The 19,002-nt window shown below is 72.5% G+C and carries 17 protein-coding genes; 7 read left to right on the top strand and 10 right to left on the bottom strand.

All coding sequences use genetic code 11. The features are described from left to right. The first annotated feature begins 26 nt into the window (after window positions 1-26). On the top strand, window positions 27-1,043 hold the full coding sequence (locus KLO01_RS04595) for a TolB family protein (protein WP_147062518.1): 1,017 nt from the start codon (window positions 27-29) through the stop codon (window positions 1,041-1,043). A gap of 22 nt (window positions 1,044-1,065) precedes the next feature. Here the strand turns inward: KLO01_RS04595 and KLO01_RS04600 are convergent, their stop codons facing one another. Further along, on the bottom strand, window positions 1,066-1,836 hold the full coding sequence (locus tag KLO01_RS04600; protein ID WP_147062521.1) for an SDR family NAD(P)-dependent oxidoreductase: 771 nt from the start codon (window positions 1,834-1,836) through the stop codon (window positions 1,066-1,068). Window positions 1,837-1,975: 139 nt separating this feature from the next. On the opposite strand from KLO01_RS04600, the gene KLO01_RS17045 reads away from it, so the two are divergent. The 5 genes from KLO01_RS17045 to KLO01_RS04630 are packed head-to-tail and all read left to right on the top strand — an operon-like array spanning window position 1,976 to window position 6,219. Next, complete coding sequence (locus tag KLO01_RS17045; protein WP_186827902.1) at window positions 1,976-2,524, top strand: hypothetical protein; 549 nt, start codon at window positions 1,976-1,978, stop codon at window positions 2,522-2,524. Continuing rightward, entirely contained in the window at window positions 2,525-3,955 is a 1,431-nt protein-coding gene (locus tag KLO01_RS04615) for a sensor histidine kinase (RefSeq protein WP_147062527.1), read from the top strand. It begins immediately after the preceding gene. Continuing rightward, entirely contained in the window at window positions 3,952-4,566 is a 615-nt protein-coding gene (locus KLO01_RS04620) for a response regulator (protein WP_147062528.1), read from the top strand. Before KLO01_RS04615 ends, KLO01_RS04620 begins: the two co-directional genes overlap by 4 nt. Before the next feature lie 4 nt (window positions 4,567-4,570). Continuing rightward, window positions 4,571-5,356: an exodeoxyribonuclease III gene (locus tag KLO01_RS04625; protein WP_147062530.1), complete on the top strand. Its 786-nt coding sequence runs from the start codon at window positions 4,571-4,573 to the stop codon at window positions 5,354-5,356. After that, on the top strand, window positions 5,353-6,219 hold the full coding sequence (locus KLO01_RS04630) for an alpha/beta fold hydrolase (protein WP_147062533.1): 867 nt from the start codon (window positions 5,353-5,355) through the stop codon (window positions 6,217-6,219). Before KLO01_RS04625 ends, KLO01_RS04630 begins: the two co-directional genes overlap by 4 nt. On the opposite strand, the gene KLO01_RS04635 is transcribed toward KLO01_RS04630, so the two are convergent. The 3 genes from KLO01_RS04635 to KLO01_RS04645 are packed head-to-tail and all read right to left on the bottom strand — an operon-like array spanning window position 6,203 to window position 9,244. Beyond that, a complete protein-coding gene (locus KLO01_RS04635; RefSeq protein WP_147062535.1) occupies window positions 6,203-8,062 on the bottom strand; it encodes a cyanophycinase in 1,860 nt (619 codons plus the stop codon). The genes KLO01_RS04630 and KLO01_RS04635 overlap by 17 nt on opposite strands. Before the next feature lie 46 nt (window positions 8,063-8,108). Beyond that, window positions 8,109-8,714, bottom strand: a complete 606-nt coding sequence (locus KLO01_RS04640; protein ID WP_147062537.1) for a hypothetical protein — start codon at window positions 8,712-8,714, stop codon at window positions 8,109-8,111. Beyond that, complete coding sequence (locus tag KLO01_RS04645) at window positions 8,711-9,244, bottom strand: RNA polymerase sigma factor (RefSeq protein ID WP_147062539.1); 534 nt, start codon at window positions 9,242-9,244, stop codon at window positions 8,711-8,713. Before KLO01_RS04645 ends, KLO01_RS04640 begins: the two co-directional genes overlap by 4 nt. Before the next feature lie 145 nt (window positions 9,245-9,389). Here KLO01_RS04645 and KLO01_RS04650 point away from each other — a divergent pair, with 145 nt between their 5' ends. Continuing rightward, window positions 9,390-9,917, top strand: coding sequence for a superoxide dismutase family protein (locus KLO01_RS04650; protein ID WP_147062542.1), 528 nt, complete (start codon window positions 9,390-9,392; stop codon window positions 9,915-9,917). A gap of 482 nt (window positions 9,918-10,399) precedes the next feature. Here the strand turns inward: KLO01_RS04650 and KLO01_RS04655 are convergent, their stop codons facing one another. The 6 genes from KLO01_RS04655 to KLO01_RS04680 form a co-directional block, all read right to left on the bottom strand. Continuing rightward, window positions 10,400-12,052, bottom strand: coding sequence for an MFS transporter (locus KLO01_RS04655; protein ID WP_186827903.1), 1,653 nt, complete (start codon window positions 12,050-12,052; stop codon window positions 10,400-10,402). Beyond that, window positions 12,033-12,728, bottom strand: coding sequence for an LppX_LprAFG lipoprotein (locus tag KLO01_RS04660; RefSeq protein WP_147062544.1), 696 nt, complete (start codon window positions 12,726-12,728; stop codon window positions 12,033-12,035). Before KLO01_RS04660 ends, KLO01_RS04655 begins: the two co-directional genes overlap by 20 nt. A 90-nt stretch (window positions 12,729-12,818) precedes the next feature. Further along, window positions 12,819-13,763, bottom strand: a complete 945-nt coding sequence (locus KLO01_RS04665; RefSeq protein WP_147062546.1) for a hypothetical protein — start codon at window positions 13,761-13,763, stop codon at window positions 12,819-12,821. A 108-nt stretch (window positions 13,764-13,871) separates the two neighbouring features. After that, window positions 13,872-16,436: an ATP-dependent chaperone ClpB gene (clpB, locus tag KLO01_RS04670; RefSeq protein WP_147062548.1), complete on the bottom strand. Its 2,565-nt coding sequence runs from the start codon at window positions 16,434-16,436 to the stop codon at window positions 13,872-13,874. A 91-nt stretch (window positions 16,437-16,527) separates the two neighbouring features. Next, a complete protein-coding gene (locus KLO01_RS04675) occupies window positions 16,528-18,048 on the bottom strand; it encodes an LCP family protein (protein WP_147062550.1) in 1,521 nt (506 codons plus the stop codon). 18 nt (window positions 18,049-18,066) lie between these two features. Beyond that, window positions 18,067-18,966: an SGNH/GDSL hydrolase family protein gene (locus KLO01_RS04680; RefSeq protein ID WP_186827904.1), complete on the bottom strand. Its 900-nt coding sequence runs from the start codon at window positions 18,964-18,966 to the stop codon at window positions 18,067-18,069. Window positions 18,967-19,002 lie beyond the last annotated feature (36 nt).

Below are 19,002 nucleotides of genomic sequence, written 5' to 3' on the forward strand. Positions count from 1 at the left end.
CTTCTCGTCCCGACGGGAGGACGCTCATGCGAGGACGACGTGCCGGACGTACGACCTGCCTCGGCGCGGTCCTCACCCTCGCCCTCGCCGGCTGCTCCTCCGGGGACGGCGACACGGCGGCGGAGCCGACGCGGACGCCGACCGCGGCCCGTCCCGACCCCGACGGCCGCATCGTCTTCGGCCGGATCACCCGGGTCGACGACGGCTACGGCCAGGTCGTCGCCCTCTACGCCATCGACCCGGACGGCAGCGACGAGGTGCAGCTGACCCAGGGCGAGTCCGCCTACCCCGAGTGGTCGCCGAGCGGTGACCGGATCGCCTACACGGTCGGCCTCGCGGACGGCTCGTGGCAGGTCGCCACCATGGCGCCCGACGGCAGCGACGTCAGGATCCTCACGTCCGGGCCGGGGGAGCACGGGTCGCCCGCGTGGACGCCCGACGGCTCCGCCCTGGTCTACGTCCACAGCCCGGTCGTCACGGGGAGTGGCTACCGGACCACGCTCTGGCGGATGAGGGCCGACGGCTCGCAGCAGCAGCGCCTCGGCAACCCCGACACGTGGGACTTGGAGCCAAAGGTCTCTCCGGACGGCACCTCGGTCCTCTTCGTCCGGGTCACGCAGGCAGGCCAGAAGCTCACGACCTCGGTCATGGTGCGCGACCTCGCGACCGGCGGCGAACGCGCACTGCCCGCAGCCGGGAGGTGGGCCGAGCACGCTGACTGGTCCGCTGACGGCAGGTCGGTGCTCTACAACGTCTGGTCCGGCATCACGGACACCGTCGCGAACGACCAGGTCGAACGCGTGGCGGCGGACGGGTCCGGACGGGCGAGCGTGCTGTTCGCCGGGACCACCGACCGGGGCGGCTTCAAACCCAAGGCCTCCCCCGACGGGCGCCGGATCGTCTTCGGCTGCGTCCTTCGTGGGGGGCGGGGCACGAACTCGGGCCTGTGTGTCATGGACACCGACGGGACGAACGTGCGCACGCTCGTGGACAGCCCCAGCCAGGAGGAGAACCACGTCGACTGGGGACCGGCAGCCCGCTGACCGCCTGGCGCGTGACCGTGGCTCAGTGCGAGGACGGGCGGTGCGCCCGCCGCGAGCGCGAGCGCACGAGGGGACGCGGGAGCACGCGCAACGCGGTGACGATCGCCTTGTACTGCCGGCCCGGCACCGAGACGACCTTGCCCTTGTCGACGTCGGCGAGCGCGTCGCGCACGAGCCGGGGCGCGTCGAGCCACAGGAACTCGGGCATCGACGACATGTCGAGGTCGGCCCGCTGGTGGAACTCGGTGTGCGTGAACCCCGGGCACAGCGCGGTCACCGTGACCCCGGTGCCCGCGAGCTCGGCCGCGAGGCCTTCACTGAACACGGTGACGAAGGACTTGTTCGCGGAGTAGGTGCCCGACGTGAGGAACGACGCGACCGACGAGACGTTGACGATGGCACCCCGGCCCCGCGCGCGCATCGCGCGACCCGCGGCGTGCGAGAGCACGAGCACCGCCCTCGACAGCACGTCGAACAGGCCCTCCTCTGCGGCGACGTCGTTGTCGAGGAAGGACCCCTTGAGCGAGAACCCGGCGTTGTTGACGAGCACGTCGACCGGCGCGTCGGTCGAGGCCAGCCGCTGGGCCACCCGGTCGAGCTGGGCGCGGTCGGAGAGGTCGGCGGGCAGCACCTCGACCTGCACGCCGTGCGCGGCCCGCAGCTCGGCGGCGAGAGCCTCGAGCCTGGGCACGTCGCGGGCGACGAGGACGACGTCGTCGCCGCGGGCAGCGAGCTGGAGGGCGAACTCGCGGCCGATCCCGGCCGTGGCTCCCGTGACGAGTGCGGTGGTCATGCGCCCACCGTATGCCGCACTCCCCTCGTCGTATGCCGTCCGCCCACCTCACGAGGTACTACGACCATCGCCCAATGGTGCGGGTCCATGGGTGCGGCCGACGCTGATCACCTCACATCCTCTCGACCAAGGAGACATCATGAAGCGCATGGGAATGGTTCTGGCAGGGATGACCGTCGCGGTCTGCCCCGCAGTCATCGGCCTGTGGGCCAACGCCTCGTTCTCGGAGGCGGTCCCGGTGCGGGTCCCGGCCAGTGGCCAGGTCGTCCGCATGGCCTCGACCCCCTCACCCTCGATCTCGTCGAGCCCCAGCCCGTCGGCCAGCGACGACCACGGTGGCCGCACGCCGCGCGACCAGCGCACCGAGCCCGGCGACGACCGCCGGCCGCACCGCTCCGGCTCCAGCTCGGGCTCCGGCTCGTCCGGCTCCGGCTCGTCCGGCTCCTCGGGGTCGACCAGCCGTCACCACGACGACACGACCGCGGACGACCACGGCGGCGACACCCCGCGCGACCAGCGCACCGAGCCCGGCGACGACCGCCGCACCACGACGAGCTCGGACGACTCGAGCCGCTCGGGCTCCAGCGGCTCGGGATCGAGCGGCTCCGGCTCCGGGCACTCCGGTCGCTCGGGCGGGTCGGACGACACCCGACCTGACGACCACGGTGGCCACGGAGGCGATGACTGAGTGGCGATCGCACCCGACCCGGCCGCCGTGGCACCCGCCGCGGCGGCCCCGCCGCGCCCCCGCACCGATCCCGGCGGACCCGGCTGGACCCTCGTCTCCACACCGGGCACCCGCACCGACCTCTCCCCCGCGGTCACGCCTCGCCGGGTCCTCACCCAGATGGTCGCCGCCCTCGCGCTCGTCCTCGTCGTCGTCGCCGGGCTCGCGACGTTCGCGGCGGGCCGCCTCGCCGAGCGGGAGGCCGTCAACGACGCCGCCGCTGCTGCCGACCTCATCGCGGACGCCGTCATCACGCCCCTGCTCACCGACGACCTGCTCGACGGGGTCGACGGCGCCTCCACGAATCTCGACAAGGTCGTGCGCGACGTCGTCATCGGCGACGAGATCGTCCGGGTCAAGATCTGGTCGCCGGGCGGCACGATCGTCTACGCCGACGAGGCCCACCTCATCGGCCGGACGTTCCCGCTGTCGGAGGACCAGAGGAACGCGCTCGCCGACCCCCGCACCATCGCGGAGGTGTCGCAGCTCGACGAAACCGAGAACGAGTTCGAGACCGGTGGCCGCCTCCTCGAGGTCTACCGCCCGGTCTGGACACCCTCCGGGCGCGAGATGCTCTTCGAGACCTACACGGCATACGACGTCGTGAGCGAGCGGGCCGCCGAGCTGCGACGCGGGTTCGTCGGCGTCACCCTGAGCAGCCTGCTGCTGCTCGTCGTCCTCATGGCACCGGTGCTGTCGCGGCTGCTCGGGCGGCTGCGCGAGGTCACCCGTCACCGCGAGCGCACCCTCGAACGCTCGCTCGAGGCCTCGGACGCCGAACGCCGCCGGATCGCCGGCACCCTCCACGACGGCCCGGTGCAGGAGCTCGTCGCGTCGTCGTTCGCGGCCTCGGGCGCGGCCGAGCAGGCCGCCCAGCGTGGCGACACCGAGCTCGCCGCGACCCTCGACCGCCTGGCCGTCGCGACACGCGGCAACGCCCGGGCGCTGCGCTCGCTGCTCGTCGAGATCTATCCCGAGAGCCTCTCCGGCGCCGACCCGACGACCGTCCTGTCGGACGTCGCCGCGACGACCCACGGCCGCGACGTCGACGTCGAGCTCGACGTCGACCCGGGCGTCAGCCTCCCCGAGGACGAGCAGCGGCTCATCCACCGGATCGCCCAGGAGTGCCTGCGCAACGCCGCGACGCACGCCGCCCCCTGCCACGTCCTGCTCCGCCTGTCGCGTGAGGACGACGGCGTCACCCTGCTCGTCGCGGACGACGGCCCCGGCTTCGACCCCGCCGTCGTCGCCGACCCCCCACCGGGACACTTCGGCATGAAGGTCCTCGCCGACCTGGCCTCCGACGCGGGCGCCGAGCTCGCCCTGCAGACTGCACCCGGCCACGGCACACGCTGGCGCCTGCGACTTCCCGACCAAGGAGCTGCTTCGTGATCCGAGTGCTCGTCGTCGACGACCATGCGATGGTCCGCGCGGGCCTCACCACCCTGCTCGAGGCGAGCGGGGACATCTCCGTCGTCGGGCAGGCGGCCGACGGGGCCGACGCCGTCTCGCTCGCCACCGAGCTGCGTCCCGAGGTCGTCCTCATGGACCTCTCGATGCCGGGCATGGACGGTGTCGCTGCGACGGCCGCCGTGCTCGAGGAGCTGCCCGAGTCGCGGGTCGTCGTGCTCACGTCGTTCTCGGACCGGGCCCGCGTCACCGCCGCGCTCGACGCCGGTGCCGTCGGCTACCAGCTCAAGGACGGCGAGCCGGCCACCCTGCTCGCCGCCGTGCGCGCAGCGGCCGCCGGCCAGGCCCCGCTCGACCCGCGGGTCGCCCAGGTCCTGCTCCCCACGCGGGGCCAGCGCACCGGCGACGGCCTGAGCGCGCGGGAGGAGCAGGTGCTGCGGCTCGTCGCGGACGGGCTCGCCAACAAGCAGATCGCCCGCGCCCTCGGCATCAGCGAGCGCACCGTCAAGGCCCACCTGGGCAAGGTCTTCCGCGAGCTGGGGGTCGCCGACCGGACGAGTGCGGCCCTCTGGGCCAGGGACCACCTAGTGTGACCGGGTGCGCATCGCCACCTGGAACGTCAACTCCATCCGCTCCCGCATCGACCGCGTCGAGGCCTGGCTGCAACGCACCGACGTCGACGTCCTCGCGATTCAGGAGACGAAGTGCCGCGAGGACCAGTTCCCGCACCAGCGCTTCGAGGACCTCGGGTATGCCGTCGCGCACCACGGCCTCAACCAGTGGAACGGCGTCGCGATCGTCTCCCGGGTGGGTCTCGAGGACGTGAGCCGCGGCTTCCCCGACCTGCCGCAGTGGGGTGAGCCCGCCGTCGAGGAGGCTCGGGCCATCGGGGCCACGTGCAACGGCATCCGTCTCTGGTCGCTCTACGTCCCCAACGGGCGGCACATCACCGACCCGCACATGCAGTACAAGCTCGCGTGGCTCGACACCCTGCGCGCGCAGACGTCCGCCTGGGCCGCGACCGGTGCACCGTTCGCGCTCATGGGCGACTGGAACATCGCGCCGCAGGACGAGGACGTCTGGTCGATGGAGTACTACCTCGACAAGAGCCACGTGAGCCCGCCGGAGCGTGCTGCCTTCCAGTCCGTCCTCGACGCGGGGGTCACGGACGTCGTCCGCCCTCACACCGAGCCCGGCGACTTCACCTACTGGGACTACCAGCGACTCGCGTTCCCGAAGCGGCGTGGCATGCGGATCGACTTCATCCTCGCCTCCGACCCGCTGGCCCGGCGCGTCCAGGGCGCCGCCATCGACCGCGAGGAGCGCAAGGGGCAGGGCGCGAGCGACCACGCCCCCGTCGTCATCCAGGTGGCCGACGCGTGAGCGCCACCACCGAGCGCACGCTGAGCATCCCCGCGCCCCACGGCGCGACCCTCGCCGCCACCGAGTTCGTCCCGGGCACGACCCCGGCTCCCGACGCCCCCACGCTCGTGCTCGCCCACGGCTGGACGCTCACGCGGTCGAGCTGGGAGCCGGTCGTGCGAGAGGTCCAGTCGCACAGGGCAGTTCGCGTCGTCACCTACGACCAGCGCGGACACGGACGGTCCTCCTGGGGCTCGGTCCGGGAGCAGTCGATCAAGGCGCTGGCCGACGACCTCGCGGCCGTCATCGACGCCACCGCCCCGACCGGACCGCTGGTCCTCGGCGGCCACTCCATGGGCGGCATGACCCTCCTCGCGTATGCCGGCCGGCACACCGAGGCCGTCCGCGAGCGGGTGCGCGGGGTCGCCCTCCTCTCCACCACGGCCACCGTGGAGGGGCGCCGCGAGGTTCGTGGGGAGGCCCTCGCGATGGCCGTCGCCGCGCGAGTTCCGTTGCTGCGCACCGGGGTGTTCGTGCCGGGCTCGGTGCTCCGCAGGCTCAACTTCGGCGAGGACGCCCCTGCTGCCGGGGTCCGTGACGCGACCCGCACCATGGGGCGTACCTCGCTCGCGACGACCGGACGCTACTTCGCCTCGATCCGCGACCACGACGAGACCGAGGCCATGGCCGAGCTCGCCGACGTCCCCACGCACGTGCTCGTCGGCACCGAGGACCGGCTCACGCCGGTGCGCTGGGCACGCAACCTGCACGACGGCATACCGGGCTCACGACTCACCGTGCTGCCCGGCAAGGGGCACATGCTCACCCTCGAGGCCACCGACACCGTCGCCGACGCCCTCATCGAGCTCATCGACCAGCGCTGAGCCGCTCGCCGTCGCCGTAGGTGTTGAGCAGGACGTTGGCGGCGCCGATCGCACCGTTGGGGCCGGTCCACCAGCGGGCCTGGGTCGGGTCGAGGACGACGGCCGAGCCCGGACCGACGACGGTGGCGGTGCGACGCGCGCCGAGCCGGATCGCGGTGTCCTCGCCGATGCCGACCGCCAGGGTGTGGTCGTCGCGCTGACCGATGTCGAAGAGCTTGCCCCAGCGGTAGTCGTAGGTGAGCGACGGGACGACGTTGCCGTCGACGACACCGAGCCCGCGCTTCCACTGACCGTCACCGCTGCGGAAGTTGGCGATCGCCTCGTCCTCGTAGTTCGAGCCGGTCGGGTCGGCCTTCGAGGACCACCACTGACCAAGGACGCCGGCCGCGTGCCGGTCGGCGAGCACCACCGGGGCGGTCGTCACGGCCTTGGTGAGGTAGCGCGAGAAGGACCGGTCGGCGACCGCGGCGGCGAGCTTCGTCGGGTCCTCGCCGATGACCACGACAGCCGTCGCTCCCGTGGTGTCGGCCGGCGTCCCCACGCCGTATGCCGTGTGCTGCACCGTTCCCGGCCAGCCGGCCCCGGTGAGGGCCGCCGCGTAGTCCTTGGCCGCCGCGCTCTCGGACGCGTCGAGCGAGATGACGACGATGCGTGCCGTGGCCGGGGTGCGGGTCGCTGCCCTGGCCTCGGCGACGAACTGCTCGACCACCTGGGTCGAGTCGCCGTTGACGACGTCGCCACCGAGGTAGACGGTGCCCGCGGCGCGGCTCGCCGTCGGCGCCTGCCAGTGGCCGGCGCGCGGCCCCTTGACCTGCGACCGGCCCAGGGTCAGCCGGCGGGTTGCGAGGTCGTAGGTCGTGGCCGCGCGGGGCGCGTCGGGGGTGAGGAGGTGGGTGACGACGTTGCGCGTGGACAGCACGTCGTCCTCGCCCACCCAGCGGACCGGCGAGCGGAGGGTCTCGAGGTCGAGCACCGCGGTCGAGGTCGCCCCGAACACGCCCGAGAGGCGCCGGTCCGAGGTGTTGACGACCCCGGTGGCGTAGTCGACGCCGACACCGACCTTGCTCCTCCCGCCGAAGTGCTCGTCGGAGGTGGCCAGGGTCGAGAGCAGCCGGCCGAAGCGCCCGCGCTGGTAGAAGTGCTGGTCGTAGATCGCCCGCTCCGAGCCGAACCGCAGCCCGCGCTCCCGGTCGGAGTCGTCGCCCCACCACATGAGCGAACTGCCCCGCTTGAGGCCGTCCGAGGCGCCGAGGTCACCGACGTAGCCGTTGATCATCGAGCGCGACTCGACCGCGGCGCCCGCGCTCGTGCCACCGACGGCAGCGCCGCGGGCGAACGCGGCCTCCATCCGGTCCTCGGCCGGGGTGTCGGCGAGGATCGACATCGCCAGGCCCTGGTCGCCGCCGAGGATGAAGAACCCGTCGGTCTGCGTCGTCACCATGGCCGAGTTCGCGGGGTCCTCGGCATCGGCGCGGTTGAGCAGCGGCGCCAGGACCGCCGTGCAGCCCGTGAACGGTGCCGGCACGACCGCGTCGCAGGCCGCGTCGACCTGGTCGGTCCGCTCCTGGGCGAGGGCGAGGTTCTCCTCGCGGTCCTCGGGGGCGTCACCGTAGGACGAGGGGATGACGACGATGTCGACGGTCGGGCCGCTCGCACCGTCGGCGGCGGCGCGGGCGAAGCCCTGCAGCGTGGCGAGCGTGTAGCCACCGCCGATCGGGGTCATCGTCGTCGGGACGCCGGCGCTGGCCGGGCCGCCCGCGAGGGCGACTCCACCTGCGGCGACGACGGCGACGGTCGAGAGGGCGAGGGTGCGGGCAGCGCGCAGGCGCGATGTCGGGGCCATGCAGACAAACCTAGGGTGACCCGCGCGTTCTCGCTCGGCGAGCGGGTCAGGGCACGGGCAGACGGCGGTTGAGCGAGAAGAGCCGGCCGAGCACCGGCATGAGCACGATGTTGAGACCGTGCAGGATTCCGATGATGAGCAGGATGCCCCCGATCCGCTCGAGCTCGAACTTCACCTGGCCGGCCGTGACGTCGGTGATCGGCTGGGCCGGCGCCCACGTCGGCTCGGGCCCCACGCGCAGGGTGAAGAGGATGTAGGCCGCGAAGATCAGGTAGTAGACGATGTCGGTGAGCACGATGTAGCTCTTGCCGGTGAGCGGGTTGTCGTGGAAGACGTCGGCGGCGTAGGCCCGCCCGAACCTCTTGATGAACGGACCCAGCCACAGTGCGATGGCGACGAGGGCGAGGTTCGTGGCGACTTCGAGGATCCACCAGGGCATGGCGAGGGTTCCGTTCACTCGGGGCGTGAGGGTGAGGACGGCCGTGACGGCCAGGACGACGACGACGACGGCGACGGCCGACCACCGGGTCACCGCCCGTCGGCGGGCGCGGTCGGCGGCGATGCCGTCGACGACCCGTTCGAAGAGGTCGGGGGCGGGTTCCACGGGGTAGTCGGACAGGGCACTCGTGAGCCTGTCCTCGAGGTGCGTCATCGGGTGCCCTCCAGGGTCGTGGCGAGGCTGGCCATGCCTCGCTGGAGATGGGTCTTCACGGTGTTGGCCGACAGTCCGAGCGTCTCGGCGATGTCGGGGATGGACAGGTCGAGGTAGTAGCGCAGCGTCACGCAGTCCCGTTGCCGCCGCGGCAACGCCCGCAGCGCGTCGATGACCTCCTGCCGCTCGGCCCGGGTGTGGGCGTCCTCCTCGGCGGACGGCGCGTCGGGCAGTGCCGAGGGGCGGTGCCGGAGCGAGACGAGCCCGCGCCGGTTGTGGTCGCGCGCGAGGTTGATGACGATCGAACGCAGGTATGCCGCCGCGTTGCCACGTTGGCGGATCCGCCCGGCCGAGCGGGAGAGCCGGATGAACGCCTCCTGGACGAGGTCCTCGGCAGCGGTGCGGTCGTCGAGGTAGAACCGGGCCAGGCGCGTAAGGGAGGCCGCCTCCTGCGCGAACAGGTCGACGACGTCGGGGGTCGCTCCCCCGACGTCGAGAGGTTTGAGATCGATCTCGGCAACGGTCTCCATCGCCCTGACAGACGGCCGGGGTGGGCGCTTCGGGTGACGTCCCGGACGGACTTCTTTCGGGCGTCCTGCCGTGTCACCCGACGGCGTGACAGGCACGTCTGCATCGGTGTCGGCACCTCGTCGACCTCGAAGAAGGGACATCCCGATGCTCACCACCTCACCGCTTCGCACAGCCGTCGGCGCCACCGCCATCGTCCTCCTCACCGCCACCCCCGCGCTGGCACTTGGACCGTTCCTGCGCACCAGCGGCCCCCTCAGTGACTTCGTGCTCGGCACGCCCGGACCCTTCGACGGTGCCTCGGCCCGCGTCCAGATCGTCGAGTCGGCCAAGGGCAGCCACGCGCTCCTCACCGTCAAGGGGATCGACCCCTCCGTGTCGGGGCAGACGTTCGGCGCCCACCTGCACGACGGCCCGTGCATCGCCGGTGACGGCGCTGCGGCCGGGCCGCACTACAACTCGCACGTCCACGGCCAGACGCCGGTGGCGGGCGTCAGCGACCGCACCGAGGTCTGGCTCGACTTCACCGTGGCCGACGGCGCGGGGACGGGCACGGCGAGCGTCCCGTTCGTCCCGCAGCCGGGCAACCGCTCGGTCGTCATCCACGCGCTCCCGACCAACCCGCAGACCGGCGGCGCCGGCCCCCGCCTCGCCTGCCTCACGGTGTCGTGGTGAGACTCCTCCGCCACCTCGGCGCGGGACTCGGGCTCGGGCTGCTCACCGGCGCCGTGGCCCGCGGCTTCATGCACCTCCTCACCGAGGAACCCCAGTTCTCCTGGGAGGGAACGGGTTTCGTCCTTGGGCTCTTCGCCGTCGCCGGGCTGGTGCTCGCCGTCGCCTACGACCTCAGGCTCCGGCGCCGGTCCCGCTGGTGGAAGGTCGTCGTCCTGCCTGCCGTGCTGCTCTTCTTCGGACCCGGCAGCCTCCTGCTGCCGGGCGTCCTCGGGTTGGCCCTCGTCGCCTCGGCCCGGCGATGGGTCCGCGCCCTGGGTGCGCTCGTCGTCATCGGCTGGATGGCCATGGTCGGCTGGCTCACGGTGGTCTCCGACGACCCGTTCACGGTGCGCACGGCACTGGGCTTCCTCGTGATGTTCGGCGTCTGCACCGTGCTCGCCACCGGTCTCCGGCTCGCCCTCACGGGCTGGGCGCCGCGAGGGTCAGCGCAGCTCGTGGCGCCGGGTGAGCCCGAGGGAGACCGAGGCAAGGGCACCGACCCCGGCGGCCACGGCCGCCCCGCGGAAGACCCACTCGACCTGCACCACCGCGGCGTCGAGCAGGGCCTGGCCGTCGGTCTGGTCGGGCAGCGCGGCGACGGTGGCGTAGTACTCGTGCAGCCCGATCGCGGTCAGTAGCGCGAGGCCGACGACCATGCCGATCATCCGGGCGACGACGACGAGCGCGCTGGCCGTGCCGTGGGCGTCCTCGGGTGAGTCGGCGAGGGCGGCGTTGTTGACGGGCGCGAGTGCGAGGCCGATGCCGAGACCGACGAGCGCCAGCACGACGGTCGAGGACCACTGGTCGAGCGAGCCACGGCCCCAGGTCGACATGACGACGAGCCCGGCCGCGGCCAGCGCCAGACCGGTGCCGCTCACGAGGCCGTCACCGAGCCGGCGCAGCGACCACCCGCCCAAGAGCGCGCCGACCGGGACGGCGACGAGGAACCTGACGAGGACGAACGCCGCGACGGTCTCGCTCTCGGTGTGGACCAAGCGCGCGAGCAGCGGGACGTCGACGATGACCGCGACGAGCGCGACGCCGACACAGAGGGAGACGAGGAGCGACCAGCGGGTGCGTCCGACGACCACCCCACGGGGGACGAGCGGCTGGTCCGCGCGTCGGTGGTGCAGCAGGTAGAGCGCGGCGAGGACGGCACCGAACGGCAGGAGCGCGAACCCGAGCGGCCCGACGATCTCCTTCTCGGGGTCGGCCGCGGCGAAGGTGAGGACGACGCACCCGAGCGTCCCGCCGAGCAGCAGCGCGCCGAGCAGGTCGGCCCGTCGCAGCACCGGCCAGGCGCCGCGCACCCACAGGGCCACGGCGGCGACCACGAGCAGCAGCGCGACCACCCCGATCGGCGTCGCCAGCCGCGAGGTCGCGTCGCCGAACGGCACGAAGGGCACCCCGAGCGACACCGACGTCACGAGCGCCTCGGGTGCGGCCAGCGCCAGCCACCCGGCCACCGCCGCGACGAGCGTGACGGCGACGGGGAGCGCTCGGGGGCGGGACGGCATACCCCCGCCGACGGCGACCACGGCGGCAGCGAGCAGCACACCGAGCACCGCGTTGAGCCAGAAGATCGCACGCCAGTCGGCGACGGCGAGCACCGCCGCGCCGAGCACGGGACCCAGCACGGAGCCGAGCTCCTGCACCGCGCCGACGACGCCGAGCGGGGTGCCGCGGCGGTCGCGGTCCCAGAGCTGCGCGACGATCGCGAGGGTCGCGGGGACGAGACCACCGCCGCCGACGCCCTGGATGACCCGGCCGGCGACGAGGACCGGCAGCTCGACCGCGAGCGCCGTGACGGCCGAGCCCACGACGAAGACGGCGAGGCAGCCGAGCAGCACCCGCTGGCGCGAGGTGAGGTCGGCGAGGCGGCCGATGAGCGGGAGGACGGCGATGTAGCCGAGGAGGAAGCCGGAGATGATCGGCGTCGCGCGCTGGAGCGAGTCGATGCCGATGCCGACCCCCGACATCATGTCGGTGAGCGCGAGCACGACGACATAGGTGTCGGCCGCGGCGAGCGCCACGGCGACCGAGGCGGTCGCGAGCAGTGCCCTGGGACGAGCGCTCCTAGGGGCGGGTGATCTCAACCGCGGTCCCGTAGTTCTTCAGGCGCAGGGTGAACACCGACGTGGTGCCGGCGAAGAACGGCCCGGTCATCTCGGCGAGCTGGAGCCGGTTGCCCTCGGCGATCCCGTAGGTCACCTGGAAGGTCGCCGTGCCGTCGCCGAGGTTGAACAGGTCCTTGATGCGGGCGCCGGGCAGCGAGCCGGTGTACTGCTGGAGCACCGCCGCGCCGTCGCGCACCTTCTTGCCCTCCTTGGGGTCGACGGTGTCGACGAGGAGCTGCGAGATGCCCTTGGCCGGGTCGAAGAAGTTCGACGGGTTGGGGGCGCCGAGCTCGGCGAGGTCGGTCGGGTTGTAGCCCGGCGTGAAGAACTTCATGTAGGCCGTGTCACCGATCGTGATGACGTCGGCCGACCCGCTCACGCCCTTGATCGTCGCGGTGACGGTGCCCTTGAACTTGGGCTCGGTGGCGCTGATCTCGCCGGTGCCGAGTGCGCCGGTGACGCCGTTCTCGGTCTTGGGCACGTCCTTGCTCGACAGGGTGAGCCCGACGAACTTCGCTGCGTCGAAGGCGGACTTGGCGGCGGCGAGCGCAGCCTTGGGGTCCGCCTTGGCCTCGGGCTCGGCTCCCCCGGAGCAGGCGGTGAGGATCCCGATGGTGGCGGCGGCCGCACCGGCCAGCAGAGCGCGTCGTCGCATGGCGCACACCCTACTGGCCGGGTGCAGACGAGCCGGTATGCCGTGGCGCACCACGGCATACCGGCTCGGCTCGGTCGTTCGGACGGGTCCTCAGTCGGTGAGGAGCCCCGAGAAGCCCGACCCGACCTGGCCGGCGCTGCGCAGGTTGGCGGCGCTGCCGTCGAAGATGTTGGAGTCGTAGTAGCCGAAGGCGTTGTTGCTGTTGTTGATGCCGATGAGCGAGGCGCCGGGCGAGTTGGCGCAGCTGCCCACGGACAGGTGGCGGATCGTGCTCCAGCCGGAGGTGAACCACTTGCTGCTCGTCGTGCGTCCCGAGGAACGCTCGACGAGGTACTGGCTCACGCCACCGGTCGTGCTGAAGACGCCGACGAACGCGTCGTAGGTGTCGTCCGCGGGGAGCGCGCTGAGGAAGCGCACACCGCTCCAGCCGGAGGTCGCGATGGCGCCGAGGCTCTTGACGGTGAGGGCCGGGGTCACCGAGTAGCGGTAGAGGCCACCCGACGTCGTGAGGGCGTAGAGCATCGTGCCGGTCGGCGACGCGGTGAGGTGGCGCACGCCGCCCCAGCCGCGGGCGCTGACCTGCTCGGAGTACAGGCCCGAGCCGTCCCAGACCACGCGCCACAGCGAGCCGTTGGCGCGCACCGCGAAGAACACGTCGTACTCGGCGGTCTGGGCGACGAGCGCGAACGCCTGAGGCGTCTCGAGGCCGTTGTCGAAGACCAGCTCACCGAGCGTGGTGCGGGTGAAGCGCGAGCCGCGGTAGACGTAGCGGTCGACGCGACCGTCGACGGTGCGGTGCATGAGCCCGGCACACGTCGACGGGATCGTCACCGCCGCCGTGCGGGCTCCTGCGGCCGGCACCGCCGTGAGGGTGCCGATCGCACCCTGGCGCGTGCTGTGCTTGGCGCCGGACGGCGTGCCCGGCGAGGGCGCTGCGCCGGCGGCGACGGCACCGCTCACGAGGACCGAGGCCGTGGTGAGGGTGACGAGGGCGGCCCGGCGGGTGCGGGCGCGCAGGGATGAGCTGAGAGTCATGACGAGGTTCCCCTGGGTGAGTGGTGCCGCACCGTGCGGCACGCTCGCAAGGTAGTGCTCGCCACCGACAGGCACAACCACCCCGGCGCAAACTCGCCGGGCGCCCCGTCAGCGCAGGGCGAGCGTGTCGCCCTCGCGGTCCACGGTGACCGTCTGGCCGTCGCGGACGTCACCCGCGAGCAGCGCCCGCGCGAGGCGGTCGCCGATCTCCTTCTGGACGAGACGGCGCAGCGGACGAGCACCGTATGCCGGGTCGTAGCCGGTCTCGGCGAGCCAGGCCCGCGCCGCGTCGGTGACCTCGAGGTCGATGCGACGGTCCTTGAGCCGGAGGCCGAGGGCACGCACCTGGAGCTCGACGATGTGCGCGAGCTCGTCGCGGCTCAGCGGGTCGAAGACGACGACCTCGTCGAGCCGGTTGAGGAACTCGGGCTTGAACGCCGTGCGCACCGTCGCCATGACGGCGTCGTGCTTGGCCGCCGGGTCCATCGTCGGGTCGATGAGGAACTGGCTCCCGAGGTTGCTCGTCATGACGAGGATGACGTTGCGGAAGTCGACCGTCCGCCCCTGGCCGTCGGTGAGCCGCCCGTCGTCGAGCACCTGGAGCAGGATGTCGAAGGTCTCGGGGTGGGCCTTCTCGACCTCGTCGAGGAGCACGACCGAGTAGGGCCGACGGCGCACCGCCTCGGTGAGCTGGCCGCCCTCCTCGTGCCCGATGTATCCGGGGGGTGCACCGATGAGCCGGGCGACGGCGTGCCGCTCGGAGTACTCGGACATGTCGATCCGGACCATGGCCCGCTCGTCGTCGAAGAGGAAGTCGGCGAGCGCCTTCGCGAGCTCGGTCTTGCCGACACCCGTGGGTCCGAGGAAGAGGAAGCTGCCGGTGGGCCGGTCGGGGTCGGCGATGCCGGCCCGGCTGCGGCGCACCGCGTCGGCGACGGCCTGCACCGCCGAGGTCTGGCCGATGAGGCGCGAGCCGATGATCGACTCCATCGAGAGGAGCTTCTCGGTCTCGCCCTGGAGGAGGCGTCCGGCGGGGATGCCCGTCCACGCCGAGATGACCTCGGCGATGTCGTCGGCGCCGACGCGCTCCTTGACCATGAGGTCGTCCCCGCTGCGGGCGACCTCGGCCTCGCTGGCCGCGGCCAGCTGCTTCTCGAGTTCGGGGATCTCGCCGTAGAGCAGGCGCGAGGCGCCCTCGTAGTCGCCGTCGCGCTGGAGCCGGTCGGCGCGGGTGCGGGCGTCGTCGACCTGCGCCTTGAGGTCGCCGACCCGGTTGAGCCCGGACTTCTCGGCGTCCCAGCGGGCGTTGAGCGCGGAGAGCTGCTCGGCCTTGTCGGCCAGGTCCTCCCGAAGCAGGTGCAGTCGGGCCCTGCTCGCCTCGTCGGTCTCGCGCTCGAGGTGCAGCTCCTCCATCTTGAGCCGGTCGACGGCCCGGCGGAGCTCGTCGATCTCGACGGGGCTGGAGTCGATCTCCATCCGCAGTCGCGACGCCGCCTCGTCGACGAGGTCGATCGCCTTGTCGGGCAGCTGGCGTCCGGTGATGTAGCGGTCGGACAGGGCGGCCGCCGCGACGAGCGCGGTGTCCTCGATCTCGACCTTGTGGTGCGCCTCGTAGCGCTCCTTGAGCCCACGCAGGATCGCCACCGTGTCCTCGACCGACGGCTCCCCGACGAAGACCTGCTGGAAGCGGCGCTCGAGCGCGGGGTCCTTCTCGACGTGCTCGCGGAACTCGTCGAGGGTGGTCGCGCCGACGAGCCGGAGCTCGCCGCGGGCGAGCATCGGCTTGAGCATGTTGCCGGCGTCCATCGCGCTGTCGCCGGTCGCGCCGGCGCCGACGACGGTGTGGAGCTCGTCGATGAACGTGACGATCTCACCGTTGCTCGCCTTGATCTCCTCGAGAACGGCCTTGAGCCGCTCCTCGAACTCGCCGCGGTACTTCGCGCCGGCGACCATCGCGCCGAGGTCGAGGCTGATGAGGCGCTTGCCCCGCAGCGACTCGGGGACGTCGCCGTCGACGATGCGCTGGGCGAGCCCCTCGACGACGGCGGTCTTGCCGACGCCGGGCTCACCGATGAGGACCGGGTTGTTCTTCGTCCGGCGCGACAGCACCTGGACCACGCGGCGGATCTCGGAGTCACGCCCGATGACCGGGTCGAGCTTGCCGTCGCGGGCCATGGCGGTGAGGTCGGTGCCGTACTTCTCGAGGGACTCGCTGCCGCTCTCCTGCGCCTCGGACGTCACCTTGCGCCCGGCACGGAGCTCGTCGATGCGGGACTCGACGGCCTTCGCTGCGGAGCGCTCGACACCGGGCAGGGCGCCCTTCTCGACGAGCGCGAGGACGAGCAGGTCGGTGGCGAGGTGGGTGTCGCCCTTGGCCGACATGAGGGTGCTCGCCTGCTGGAGCACTCCGAGGGCGGCCTGCCCGAGCGAAGGGGTGGCGGTGCTGGGACCGGAGCTCACCGGCCTACCCAAGAGCGCGGAGCGCGCGGCCGAGGTGACGTCGGCGACCGTGGTACCGGCCGCCTCGAACAGCGCGGGCGTCGACGTCTCGGGCTGCTCGGCGAGCGCGAGGACGAGGTGCGCGGGGGTGATCTCGGGGTGACCGGCGGCCTGCGCCGTGCGCTGAGCGAGCGCGAGCGCCTCGGCGACCTTGGTCGTCGGCGTGAGTTCCATCGGGGCTGTCTCCTGAGGGTCGTGAGGTCACGGGTTCATCACGTGCAACGAGCACAGAGTTGAGTTGATTCCACTCAACTCTGCGCCCGGTTCAGCAGGTGGCGCCCAGGTCCTGGACCTCGTCGGTGGGCTCGCTCGGGCTCGGGGTGTTGGAGCCGGACCCGGAGTTGCTCGGCGTGCGGCTCGGCGAGGGAGCCGCGGTGCTCGGGGCAGCCGTGGCCGGCGGCGGGTTGATCGCGTCCTTGACGAGCGTGCGGATCTTGTCGAAGTCGGGACGGGTGACCCGCACGACCTTGTTCGTGATCGGCAGGCTGCGGATCGAGCCCGTGTCCTGGACGGTGCCGATGAGCTCGGCCCACGCCGGGAGCTCGGACGTCGGGATGTCGACGGTGAGGTTGTCCTTGACCACCTCGGCGAGCTTCGGGTAGTTGCGCAGCAGCTGCACCGGGTCGGCCTGGTCGATGATCGCGCCGGTGACGCAGCGCTGGCGGCGCATGCGGCTGAAGTCGTCGCTGCCGGCGCGCGAACGGGCGTACCAGAGGGCGTGGTAGCCGTCGAGGTGCTGCGGACCGAGCTCGATCCACCGCTCCTGGCCGCCCGTGAAGACGATGCGCCCGTTGACGAGCTTGCAGGAGACGCAGACGCGCTCCTTGACGTTGATGTCGACGCCGCCCATGGCGTTGACGAGGGCCTGGAACCCGCGCAGGTTGACGACGAGGGCGCGGTCGATCTCGAGGCCGAGGATCTCCCCGATGACGTCACGGGTCGAGGTGAGCCCGGGGTTGTCGTTGCCGGGGAAGAGGTCGGCGTGGTCCGTGGCGAGGGTCCAGATGCCGTTGAGCAGGCACTCGTCGCCGCAGTCGTAGCCGTTCGGGTAGAGCTTCGACAGCGGGTTCCCGGACGGGATGGGGACGCGCTCGAGGTTGCGCGGGAGGCTGAAGAGGACGGTGTCGCCGGTCTTGGTGTCGATGCTCGCGACCATCATCGAGTCCGTGCGGACACCGATCCGGTCGTCACCGGCGTCGGAGCCGAGCAGCAGGACGTTGACCCGCGGCTGGTCGGCCCAGGCGTTGGCGGTCGCCTCGTCGGCGTCGCTGTTGCCACCGGTGAGCACGTTGACGACGTCGTGCTGGATCGACAGGTAGCGCACGGCGTTGGCCGCGGGTGCGACGACGAGCAGGCAGCAGACCGCCGCGAAGAGCGCGCGCCAGCCGCGACCGGGGCCACCCGGAGAGGTCTCGCGCGCCGTGAGGATGATCCCGGCGCACCAGAGCGCTGCCCCGACGGTGGTGGCGACGAGCAGCATGACGAGGACCCGCGGACGGACAGCGAGGTCGAGCGCAGCGACGACGACGCCCTTGCGCCAGGCATAGAAGAGCGCGAGCGAGACGAGCAGCACCGCACCGCCGAGGAGGACCAGACCGAAGCCGCGTCGTCGCGTGGGGATGAGCCCGGCGCCCGGCAGCAGCGTGCTCAGCGCTGTGAGACCGAAGAACCTGCCCGACCCGGCGTTGGTGTCGTACTCGTCGTAGTCGTCGTCGTAGTCGTCGTCGTGGCCGTCGGCCTCGTCTCGCCGGGCACCGCGGTAGCCACGAGGCTCATCGTCATCCACGAGCACATCATGCCGCGATCAACCGGGAGATCGGAGAGGCTGCGCCGAAGTCGCGGCCAGATCGTTGCCGCCCTCGAACCACGGCCTCGCACCGCTCGGGCGGACGGGCACCGACCACTTCGGGAGGACCAGCTCGCGACGGGATGCGCCGGAGGCCCAGCGCGCGATGTGCGGCACCGCGTGGTGCCGCCACCACCGGACCTCGTCGACGACGACCCGGCCGCGGTTCGCGCGCGGGCCGGCGCCGAGGACGGGTGGCGCCACCCCCTCGAGGCCGAGGAGCCGGAGCACCTGCGCCGCGAGGCGCGCGTGACCCAGCACCGACGGGTGCACGCGGTCGTCCGCCCAGAGCCGGCGGTCGCTCCACTCGGCGCGGTCGGAGACATCCGCCACGAGCGCGCCGCGGTCCTGTGCGATCTCGCGGAGCCCGGCGTTGAGCCGTCGCACGCGCGAGCGGACCGGGCCGAACGCCGGCGACCCGGTGACCTCGAACCCGGTGAAGACGACCACCGTCGCCCCCGTCGCGATGAGGCTGGCCAGTGTGTGGTCGACCGGCGCGAGGACGTCGTCGAGCCGCAGGACGGGGCGCAGGACGTCGTTGCCGCCGGCCCAGACCGTCACGACGTCCGGCCGCATCCGCAGGGCCGGGGGCAGCTGCTCGGCCGCGACGTCCCGCGCGGTCCTCCCCCTCAGCGCGAGGTTCGCGTACTCCGTCGCCGGGTCGTGCACGGCGAGCCGTGAGGCTACGAGGTCGGCCCACCCGCGCAGGCCGTTGGGCCACGATGGATGCGGGTCGCCGACACCTTCCGTGAGCGAGTCGCCGAGGGCGACGAACGTGGTCACGAGCGGACGGTATGCCGTGTGCCCACCGTCGCCGGTGGCCCGCACCTGACGTGACGGGAACGTCTCGGCGAACATCGGCCGACACCTGCTGCACGAGGTGGCGACGGGCGT

Origin of the sequence: Knoellia locipacati (genome assembly GCF_007992835.1) — a bacterium.
GTDB classification, from domain to species: domain Bacteria; phylum Actinomycetota; class Actinomycetes; order Actinomycetales; family Dermatophilaceae; genus Knoellia; species Knoellia locipacati.

What these genes read in the sequence shown, in the direction of transcription:
- KLO01_RS04595 (WP_147062518.1), top strand. Translation starts at nt 27, where the DNA reads ATGCGAGGACGACGTGCCGGACGTACGACCTGCCTCGGCGCGGTCCTC.
- KLO01_RS04600 (WP_147062521.1), bottom strand. Translation starts at nt 1,836, where the DNA reads ATGACCACCGCACTCGTCACGGGAGCCACGGCCGGGATCGGCCGCGAG.
- KLO01_RS17045 (WP_186827902.1), top strand. Translation starts at nt 1,976, where the DNA reads ATGAAGCGCATGGGAATGGTTCTGGCAGGGATGACCGTCGCGGTCTGC.
- KLO01_RS04635 (WP_147062535.1), bottom strand. Translation starts at nt 8,062, where the DNA reads ATGGCCCCGACATCGCGCCTGCGCGCTGCCCGCACCCTCGCCCTCTCG.
- KLO01_RS04640 (WP_147062537.1), bottom strand. Translation starts at nt 8,714, where the DNA reads ATGACGCACCTCGAGGACAGGCTCACGAGTGCCCTGTCCGACTACCCC.
- KLO01_RS04645 (WP_147062539.1), bottom strand. Translation starts at nt 9,244, where the DNA reads ATGGAGACCGTTGCCGAGATCGATCTCAAACCTCTCGACGTCGGGGGA.
- KLO01_RS04650 (WP_147062542.1), top strand. Translation starts at nt 9,390, where the DNA reads ATGCTCACCACCTCACCGCTTCGCACAGCCGTCGGCGCCACCGCCATC.
- KLO01_RS04660 (WP_147062544.1), bottom strand. Translation starts at nt 12,728, where the DNA reads ATGCGACGACGCGCTCTGCTGGCCGGTGCGGCCGCCGCCACCATCGGG.
- KLO01_RS04665 (WP_147062546.1), bottom strand. Translation starts at nt 13,763, where the DNA reads ATGACTCTCAGCTCATCCCTGCGCGCCCGCACCCGCCGGGCCGCCCTC.
- clpB (WP_147062548.1), bottom strand. Translation starts at nt 16,436, where the DNA reads ATGGAACTCACGCCGACGACCAAGGTCGCCGAGGCGCTCGCGCTCGCT.
- KLO01_RS04680 (WP_186827904.1), bottom strand. Translation starts at nt 18,966, where the DNA reads ATGTTCGCCGAGACGTTCCCGTCACGTCAGGTGCGGGCCACCGGCGAC.